We start from the raw sequence: 9,802 nt of genomic DNA, 5'->3' as shown, positions 1-9,802 counted from the left end.
GTGCTCGCGCTCGAGATGGGCGGCAACAATCCGCTCGTGGTCGCGCCGGTCGAGGACATCGATGCAGCCGTGCATCACACGATCCAGTCCGCGTTCCTCTCGGCGGGGCAGCGCTGCACGTGCGCGCGCCGCATCCTCGTGAGCGACGATGCGTTCGGCGAGCGCTTCCTTGCACGCTTCGTCGAGGTGAGTTCGCGCATCACGGTGGGCGAGTACGACGCCGATCCGCAGCCCTTCATGGGCGCCGTGATCTCGGCGCGCGCGGCGGGCAAGCTCATGCGCGCGCAGGCGCAGTTGCTCGAGCGCGGCGCCCGCGCCCTGCTGCCGATGACGCAGCGCGACCCGGCGCTCGGCTTCGTGAGCCCGGCGATTCTCGACGTGACCGGCGTGGCCGATCTGCCCGACGAGGAGCACTTCGGTCCGCTCGCCCAGATCGTCCGCTACGCGAGCTTCGACGACGCCATCGCGCAGGCCAACAACACGGCCTTCGGCCTCTCCGCGGGCCTGCTCGCCGACGACGAAGCACTGTGGCAGCGCTTCACGCGCGAGATCCGCGCGGGCGTGGTGAACTGGAACCGGCCGACCAATGGGGCGTCGAGCGGCGCGCCGTTCGGTGGCACGGGCCGCTCGGGCAATCACCGGCCGAGCGCCTACTATGCGGCCGATTACTGCGCCTACCCGATGGCCTCGGTGGAAAGCGCGCAACTCCAGATGCCCGCGAGCGTTTCGCCGGGCCTGCACTTCTAAGGAACGACGATGCAAACGCCTGGTTCTACGCTCGAAGCCAACTTCGACGGACTCGTCGGCCCCACGCACAACTATGCCGGGCTGTCGTTCGGCAACGTCGCCTCGCAGAACAACGAGAAGTCCGTGGCGAACCCACGCGCCGCCGCGCAGCAGGGCTTGCGCAAGATGAAGCGGCTCGCCGACCTCGGCTTCGCCCAGGGCGTGCTGCCGCCGCAGGAGCGGCCCGCGATCCGTCTGCTGCGCGATCTGGGTTTTGGCGGTAAGGATGCCGAAGCAATCGCGCGTGCCGCCAGGGAAGCGCCCGAGCTGCTCGCCGCGGCGAGCTCGGCCTCTGCCATGTGGACCGCGAACGCGGCGACCGTGAGCCCCTCGGCGGACACGCCCAACCGGCGCGTGCATTTCACGCCCGCGAACCTGTGCAGCAAGCTGCATCGCGCGATCGAACACGAGTCGACGCGCCGCACGCTCGCCACGGTTTTCGCGGATCCGGCGCACTTCACGGTGCACGACGCGCTGCCCGGCACGCCCGCGCTCGGCGACGAAGGCGCGGCGAACCATACGCGCTTTTGCGCGCAGTACGGCGAGCGCGGCGTGGAGTTCTTCGTCTACGGGCGCAGCGAATACCGCCGCGGGCCGGAGCCCAAGCGCTTTCCCGCGCGGCAGACTTTCGAGGCGAGCCGCGCGGTCGCGCAGCGCCACGGCCTGACCGACGACACCACGGTGTTCGCCTTGCAGAACCCGGAAGTGATCGACGCGGGCGTGTTCCACAACGACGTGATCGCGGTGGGCAATCGCAGCACGCTGTTCTGCCACGAGCGCGCGTTCGCCGACCAGAAGGCGGTGTACGACGAACTGCGCACGAAGCTCGCGGCCCATGACGCACCCTTCCACGTGATCGAGGTGCCCGAGTCGCGCGTGAGCGTGGCCGATGCGGTGTCGTCCTATCTCTTCAACAGCCAGTTGCTGAGCCGCCCGGACGGCACGCAGATTCTCGTCGTGCCGCAGGAATGCCGCGAGAATCCGCATGTGGCGATCTATCTCGACGAGTTGGTGGCGAGCAAGGGGCCGATCGACGAGGTGCTGGTGTTCGACCTGCGCGAGAGCATGAAGAACGGCGGCGGCCCGGCGTGCCTGCGGCTGCGTGTGGTGCTCACGGAGGAGGAGCGCGCGGCGACGGCGCCCGGCGTATGGATGAACGACGCGCTGTTCACGCGTCTCGACGCCTGGATCGAACGGCACTATCGCGACCGTCTAGCGCCGCAGGATCTCACGGATCCGGCGTTGCTCCAGGAGTCGCGCACGGCGCTCGACGAACTCACGCAGATTCTCGGCCTCGGATCGCTCTATGACTTCCAGCGCTGATTCTTCGCCTGCGTCCTTCACGTCGCTCACGGCCCACACACCTCATACACCGCTCGCGGACTTTCTTGCGTACACGCTGGCGGGTGCACGTCCGGCCGACCCCGGGCAGGCAAGCGGCGAATGCGCGGGGGGCGTGCGCTGGCAATGGCTCGACGAGGGCGTGCTCGAACTGGAGCCCGCGCACGTGGACGAAACGACGCGCAGCGTGCTGCTCTCGGCGGGCGTGCACGGCGACGAGACCGCGCCGATCGAGCTGCTCTCGCAACTCGTGGCCGACATCGCCGCGGGCCGCGCGCCGCTCGCCTGCCGGGTGCTCGCGGTGCTCGGCAACGCGGGTGCGATGCGCGCCGGCGAACGCTATCTCGACGATGACCTCAATCGGCTCTTCGGCGGCCGTTACGCGCGTGTGCCGCAAAGCCGCGAGGCGCCGCGCGCCGCGGCGCTCGAAGCGGCGGCGCAGCGCTTTTTCGCGAAGGCCGCCGATACGCCGTTGGCGCGCTGGCATCTCGACATGCACACGGCGATTCGCGCCTCGGCGTTCGAGCAGTTCGCCTTGCTGCCGCATACGGGCGAGCCGCCCGCGCGCGCCATGCTCGAATGGCTCGCGGGTGCGCGCATCGCGGCCGTGCTGATCCACACGGAGAAGGGCGCGACCTTGTCGTCGTTTACGGCCGAGACATGTGGCGCACTGGCTTGCACGCTCGAACTCGGCAAGGTGCGTCCGTTCGGCCAGAACGATCTCGCGCGCTTCGCCCATGCGGACGCCGCCGTGCGCCGCCTCGTGGCGGGCCAGCCGGGCGGTGACGCATCGGCGCAGGACGCGCCGATGCCGCGCATTTTCACGGTGATCGGCCAGATCACGAAGCAGAGCGAGGCCTTCACGCTCAACGTCGCCGCCGACGTGCCCAACTTCACACCGTTTGCGCGCGGCGCGGTGCTGGCCGTCGACGGCACGTATCGCTACGTGGTGGGGCACGACGAGGAGCGCATCGTGTTTCCGAATCCTGGCGTGAAGCCGGGTTTGCGCGCGGGCCTGCTCGTCGTCGACACCACGCAGGAAACGCTCGCCGCGCTCGTTTGAGCGCGTGCCGCAGGCGCGACACCATTCGTGCTTGCGCATCCACGACACCCACTTGCATATTCGAACGTCCCGCGCCGGCAAGCCGCCGCGCGCGGGCGCGAGCTGCGCCGCTTTCCGCTTGCGCGCCGGAGCGCACGCGAGGGCACGGTACAATGCCGCCCTCGCGGTTGCTGCGGCGCACCACACCGGGTGCGTGCGATTGAGCCGCGATTTTGGCGCAGCGATCCTGTGCCGGCGCTCAGGGCCTGTTTTGCGCAGCGGGACACGGCCCTGCCGGCGCCTCCTGGTTGACTGGAAAGAGACATTAACGAAGATGATGAAGATGAACTGGAACAAGCTGGCAACACTCGCCTTTTGCGCCGCCGCCATGACGGCAGGCGCGGCCCAGGCTGCCGATATCAAGGAAATCCACTTTGGCGTGGAGGCGTCGTACGCGCCGTTCGAATCGAAGACGCCCGCGGGCGAGCTTCAGGGCTTCGATATCGACGTGGGCAATGCCGTCTGCGCGAAGCTCAAGGCGAAGTGCGTGTGGGTGGAGAACTCGTTCGACGGGCTGATTCCGGCGTTGCAGGCGCGCAAGTTCAACGCGATCAACTCGGACATGTCGATCACGGACCAGCGCCGCCAGGCCATCGATTTCACCGATCCGATCTACGCGATTCCGAACCAGATGATCGCGAAGAAGGGCAGCGCGCTGCAGCCCACCGCCGCATCGCTCAAGGGCAAGCACGTGGGCGTGCTGCAGGGCACGATCCAGGAGACCTACGCGAAGGCGAAGTGGGCGCCCGCGGGCGTCGACGTCGTGCCGTATCAGACCCAGGACCAGATCTACGCGGACCTCGTTTCGGGCCGCCTCGACGCCTCCTTCCAGGACGCGGAGGCCGCCTCGAAGGGCTTCCTGAACAAGCCGCAGGGCGCGGGCTTCGCGTTCGCGGGCCCGGAGGTGGTCGACGCGAAGCTGCTCGGCGAGGGCGTGGGCTACGGCGTGCGCAAGAACGACGCGGCGCTCAAGACCGCCTTGAACGGCGCGCTCAAGGACCTGAAGGCGGACGGCACGCTTGATCGCATCGCTGCGAAGTACTTCGACGTGAAGGTCGTGCTCAAGTAAGCGAGCCGGGCGACCGGCCGGCCGGTTGGACAGTGTCCGGCCGGCCGGTTTTTTCAGACTCGTTTAATTTGGATTCCATATCAATCGGCAGATGTGCCGGGGCTCGATGGATGGTGGGCGGCGAGCAGGGCGGCGAAAAAAAGCTGCGTGAAATCCCCGGAATCGAAGCGATCTTCATTTCCGGGCCTTACCAGCCAGGATAAAATCGACAACAGAACGAGCTGCTTCCGGCGCGAGTGCAAACGGTTGCGGCATGCCAAGAGACGAGCACCAGGGCGTCGCCACGAGCGCGGCGCCGCGCGGGGGATCCCATGAGCTTGAACGCCGCAGACCGGCCGCCGACGTCACGAATCGCGGGCGACACGCAGTCGCCGGAACAGATTGGCGCACCGATCGAAGTGTATTTTGCCCGCCAGCCATTGCTGGACCGCGAAGGCCTCTTGTGCGCGTTCGAGACGCTGCCGCGCGTCGTGGACCGGCGCGAGAGCGCCGATATCGAGCGCGAGGCCGAGGCCGCTGCGAGGGATGCCGCTTGCGGCATGACGCCAGGGCCTGGCGCCGTGGCCAGCGCGCTCGTCACGGCCTTTGCCGCGCCGGCCTTGCGCGCTTCGCTCGCGGGCCATCCGGCGTGGCTCGACATCACGCGCGACGTGCTCTTTCACGATGGCCTTCAGCGCGTGAGCCCCGAGCGTGTGATGCTCGAGCTGCCGGTGGACATCGGCGCGGACCCGGAGGTCGTCGCGCGGCTCGTCGCGCTGCACCGCCGCCGCTACCGCTTCGCGCTCGACCACGTATCGAAGGCGGACGAGTCGCTCGCGAAGCTGCTGCCCTACGTGGATGCCATCAAGATCGACATACGCGAGATCGCCCCCGCGCTGCTGCCGAAGTTCGCGAGCGTGATGAAGGCGGCGGGCAAGTTGCTCGTGGCGACGGGCGTCGAGACGCAGGAAGACTATCAGCGCGCGCACGACTTGGGCTTCGACCGTTTCCAGGGGTACTTCTTCGCGAAACCGCACGGCGGCGCGCGGCGGGCGAGTGCGCCGCGCCAGGCGCTGCTCACCCTGCTGCACCTGCTTGCCGCCGAGCCCACCGTCGCGCAGCTCGAAGCGGAACTCAAGCTCAATCCCGTGCTCGTGATGCATCTGATGCGGCTCGCCAACTCGGGCAGCATGAACATCGGGCGCAAGGTGACGACGCTGCGCGAGGCGATCAACGCGACTGGCACCAACGCCATCGCGCGCTGGACACAATTGCTGCTTTACGCCGACGGCCGCAAGATCGCCGCCGAAGATGACCCGCTGCTGCAACTCGTGGCCACGCGCGCACGGTTCATGGAAGTAGCGGTGACGCAACTCGCCAAGGCGCATCTCGAAGAGGAGGACGCGGCGTTTCTCGTGGGCGTGTTCTCGTTCGTCGAAGCGGTTTTTGGCGGTTCGCTCGAAAACACGCTGGAGGTGCTGACACTCGCGAAGCCCATACGCACGGCGATCATCGAGCGCGAGGGCGTGCTAGGGCGCTTGCTCGAACTCTCCGAGGCGCTGGAGCGTGCAGACTGGACACGCGTCGACGCGGTGTGTCAGGGGCTCGCGCCGCTCGATGCGGCCTCGGCCTCGGCCCTCGCTCTTGCTGCAGCGGAATGGGCCGGCACATCCGGTCGCAACGCGCAAGCCGAGGGGCTGGAGCGTATAGAGGATTGAACGGCGGAGGACTGGAAGCCGGAAAAGCGAACTGAGGAGAACTGAGCGACAGGGCGGCGCGCAATACGCCGCTTGCAGATACGGCGCGCGCGCCGCTCACACGGTCTGCGGGATGTGCACGAAAAACCGCGCCAGTTGCTGCGCGAGGTCGTTCAATGCGCTCATCTCCTTCTGCGAGATGCGGCGCGGTTCCTGGCTCAGGAGCCAGTCGCCATACATCAGCGCAGCGGGCGCTTCGCCCGGAATGCCTACCGGCAGCAGCACGAACGCGCGTGCGTCCTGGAAGCTCGCGCGATACCAGCCCGGCAGGCGCGCGAGCATCTTGGGGTCGCGCGCGTTCTCGATGAATATGCCCACCTTGTTCGCAATCGCAAGATGGAACACATCGGGCTGGAATGCAGCACTGAACGAGAGCTTAGGCAGCACTTCGCCGATGTGCGGGCCGAAGCCGTGCTCCGCTTCGAACATGTTCGCTCCGCGCCTCACGAACACCACGGAGCGCGCGAAGCCAAGGCCCGCGAGCACGGTTTCGGTCGCGAGCGTGAGTGCGGTGCTTAGCGTGCTGTCGGGCGGCAGGGCGCGCAAGTCCTCGACCCCCGCCGCGATGCGCGCCTCGGGATCGAGCGCCTCGCGCGCGATGGCGTCCGCGTTGGCGCGCAGCTCGACGATCTCGCGCATCACGCCGTCCTCGGCTTCCTCGCGCGCGAGCGCGAGGCTCATCTGCACGAGCACGTCGGCGTCGGTCGACAGCGCGCGGCCGTAGTGCTGCGCAAGCTCCGCGATATGCGTCTCGCGCATCTCGTCGGAGAGGCCCGCCGTGGTCAGCACGCGCGCCACTTCGGTCGAATAGTTGGTGATCGCGCGCAGCCACTGCACCTGGCGCGGCTCGTTGTCGGCGTCGTCGTACTGGCGCATGCCCGCGCGGATCGTATCGGGCAGGCGCCAGCGCGAGGCGGCCTCGAGGCCGAGTTCTTCGAAGGTCACGCCGAGCACGGCGAGGCAGGCCTCGTCGTCGCTCGCGCCTTCGTCGAGCTCGCGGCGAATCTGGTCCCACTCGGGTTCCAGATAGAACACGACGAGCAGCTTGCCCACCTGGCGCATCAGCGTGCAGACCACGGCCTCTTCGCCCGCGCGCAGGTCGCCGTGCTCGGTGAGCTTGCGCGCGACGCAGCCCGACAGCATCGTGCGGTTCAGTTCGAGCTTCGCGTCGATGCGGCGCGGCGCGCTGTGGTGAAAGTGATCGACGATCTTCAGGCCGACGACGAGATGCCCGACCGCGTCCATGCCGAGCACCATCAGCGCGCGCGTGACGGTCGTGATGTTGCCGCCGAACGCCATGTACATGGCCGAGTTCGCGAGCCGCAGCACTTTCTGCGTCAACGCGAAATCGGAGAGCACGACCTTCACGAGCGCACTGAAATCGTAGTCGTCGTTCGTCATCGCGGCGACCGTGGTGCGCAGCGATTGCGACAGCATGGGGAAATCGCCGCGTTCATTCATGCGGGCCCACAAGCGGTCGAGCAGGACGGCCTTTACCATCTGAACCATGTCAATTTCGCGAAAGCCCTGCTGTTTGCGCTGCCCGCATCATTGCACCTCGTGCACGTGCAATGCACCCGAAACGAAGCGCTGCTGCAGCTCTTCGGAAGGCAGCGCCTTGCAGACGAGCCATCCCTGGATATGCTCGCAACCCATGTCCGTGAGCAACTCGCGCTGCGCCTCGGTTTCCACGCCCTCGGCCACGAGCTCCAGATCGAGCGTGCGCGCGAGCCCCACCACCGCGTTCACGATCGCCTGGTCGTTACGCGAGGTGATGAGGTTCTCGACGAAACTGCGGTCGATCTTCAGCTTCGAAAGCGGGAAGCGCTGCAGGTAAGCGAGGCTCGAATAGCCCGTGCCGAAATCGTCCACCGCGAAGCGAATGCCGAGCGAGGTCAGCTCCTCGAGCAGCGCTTTCGCATGTTGGGGATCGTGCATGAGCAGGCTTTCGGTGATCTCGAACACGAGCCGGCGCGGATCGATTCCGGTGAGCTCGATGGCCTCCTCGACACTTTCCTTGAAGCGTGGATTGCGAAACTGCTGGGGCGAGACATTGACCGCGACATACTGCAGCGCGATGCCTTGCTCGTCCCATTGGGTCAATTGCATACAGGCAGCCTTCAAAACCCAGTTGCCGAGATAATTAATCAGGCCAACGGATTCCGCAAGCGGAATAAATGTTGAAGGCGGCACGAGCCCATGCAATGGATGTTGCCAGCGGATCAGCGCCTCCACGCCGACCACGCCGCGCGAGGCGCTGCTCGTGATGGGCTGGAAGTGCAGCGAGAATTCGCCGTTGCGCACGCCGTCGTAGAGGTCCGATTCGAGCTTCAGGCGCAGGGCGTCGGTCGGATCGTCCACGGGCACGTGCAGCGTCAGCGTGTTACCGCCGATGGCCTTGGCCTGCTGCAGCGCCTGGTCCGCGCGGCGGATCAGCGGCGTGGTGTCGGCGCTCGTCGCGCACTCGGCGTCGTTCGTGCCGCTCGCCGCAGCCGTGGCGGGATGCGCGGTGTCCGGGCGCAGGTCCGGGTGGAAGGCAATGCCGAGGCTCGCCGAAAGATGCACCGGCTGGTTGCGAAACGAGTAGGGCTGCAGGATCGAGGTGAGCAGGCGCCGGCCCAGCGCTTCGGCGGCCGCGCGCACTTCGTCGGCTCCGGCGTGGGGTTGCGGCGTGATCAGGATCGCGAACTCGTCGCTGCCGATGCGCGCGATCATCTCGCCCTGCAAGGCGAGATGCGCGAGGCGCCGCGCGGTCTCGCGCAGGAGCTCGTCGCCGGCGTCGTAGCCGAGCGCGCGGTTCACGCGCTGGTAGTCGTCGAGGTCGAGCAGCAGCAGCGCCACCGGCACGCCATGACGGTCGGCGTCCGCCTGCGCACGTTCGAGCGCGGGCGCGAGCGCGGCCTGGTTGGGCAGGCCGGTGAGCGGATCGTGGTGGAGTGCGTGCGTGAGCTGCGCTTCGGCGCCTTGCCAGGTGGACACGTCGAAGCCCGCCACCGCGAAGCCCGCCGTCTCGCCGTACTGGGCGCGCTGCACGCGCAGTTCGACGGGAAGCGGGTAGGTGAGCGCCTTGACGAGATCGACCGTATCCTTCTCGACGGCGCCGCTCAGCTCGGCGCGTGCGAACAGCGACTCGAGACGTTCGTGATGCGCGGGCGCGACGATATCGGCGAGCGTGGCGCCGAGCAGGAACTCGCGGTGATAGCCGGCGAAGCGCAGGCTCGCGTCGGAGACGTAGAGAAAGCGCAGGTGGGTATCCACATGCACGAGGAAGTCCACCGCGGCCGCCGTATTTTCGAACGAGAGCGAGATGGCGTCTGAGTAGTCGGGCACCGGGGCGCAGACGGAAGCCGGCACGAGCGGCTCGACCGCTCCGTCGCGCCGTGCGACGGACACGGGTGGGTCGCCCGCAACGCCCTTGAGCCCGGCAAGCGCGCATAGCCGGTCGACGACCGTGCGCAACCAGCCCTGGCGGGGCGCGGTGATCCTGTTCGCTTCCATGTCTGTCGCTGGCAACCCTTGGTTTGTCTCAGGCGTCCTTGCCGCGCCCGGGGCGTCGCAGTACGCGCACGCCTCTCGCGCGGCGGCCGGTTTGCACGTCCGGCCGAAGCCGCTCATCAGAACAAGTTATCGACCCCCGGCGGGAAATCTTTAGCGGCGCGGGCGAAAAAACGCCAGATGCATAAACGTGGTGGTACGGCAGTGCGGCGGCGTCCAGATTCGGTTAAAGTTGCGCCGGTCGAGACGCCGGTCGCCATGCGCAGCGGGTTG

At 67.5% G+C, this 9,802-nt stretch carries 7 protein-coding genes; 5 read left to right on the top strand and 2 right to left on the bottom strand.

The genetic code is table 11. From position 1 onward, the window contains the following. From VMJ11_RS00705 to VMJ11_RS00685, 5 genes are all read left to right on the top strand, one after another. Positions 1-747, top strand: a 747-nt coding sequence (locus VMJ11_RS00705) for an aldehyde dehydrogenase family protein (protein ID WP_325615892.1), incomplete at its 5' end; no start/stop codon positions are given. 9 nt (positions 748-756) lie between these two features. Continuing rightward, entirely contained in the window at positions 757-2,109 is a 1,353-nt protein-coding gene (gene astB / locus VMJ11_RS00700) for an N-succinylarginine dihydrolase (RefSeq protein WP_325615890.1), read from the top strand. Continuing rightward, positions 2,093-3,190, top strand: coding sequence for a succinylglutamate desuccinylase (gene astE / locus VMJ11_RS00695; RefSeq protein WP_325615888.1), 1,098 nt, complete (start codon positions 2,093-2,095; stop codon positions 3,188-3,190). Before astB ends, astE begins: the two co-directional genes overlap by 17 nt. A gap of 316 nt (positions 3,191-3,506) precedes the next feature. Next, positions 3,507-4,298, top strand: coding sequence for an ABC transporter substrate-binding protein (locus VMJ11_RS00690; protein WP_325615896.1), 792 nt, complete (start codon positions 3,507-3,509; stop codon positions 4,296-4,298). 311 nt (positions 4,299-4,609) lie between these two features. Further along, positions 4,610-5,995 carry an EAL and HDOD domain-containing protein gene (locus VMJ11_RS00685; RefSeq protein ID WP_325615886.1) on the top strand — a complete coding sequence of 462 codons (1,386 nt, stop codon included), beginning with the start codon at positions 4,610-4,612 and terminating at the stop codon, positions 5,993-5,995. 96 nt (positions 5,996-6,091) lie between these two features. On the opposite strand, the gene VMJ11_RS00680 is transcribed toward VMJ11_RS00685, so the two are convergent. Then, entirely contained in the window at positions 6,092-7,534 is a 1,443-nt protein-coding gene (locus VMJ11_RS00680; RefSeq protein WP_325615894.1) for an HDOD domain-containing protein, read from the bottom strand. 48 nt (positions 7,535-7,582) lie between these two features. After that, positions 7,583-9,532: a GGDEF domain-containing protein gene (locus VMJ11_RS00675; protein ID WP_325615884.1), complete on the bottom strand. Its 1,950-nt coding sequence runs from the start codon at positions 9,530-9,532 to the stop codon at positions 7,583-7,585. Positions 9,533-9,802 lie beyond the last annotated feature (270 nt).

The organism is Paraburkholderia sp. (assembly GCF_035501035.1).
Lineage (GTDB): Bacteria > Pseudomonadota > Gammaproteobacteria > Burkholderiales > Burkholderiaceae > Paraburkholderia.
This window is presented reverse-complemented; position numbering and strand designations above follow the sequence as displayed.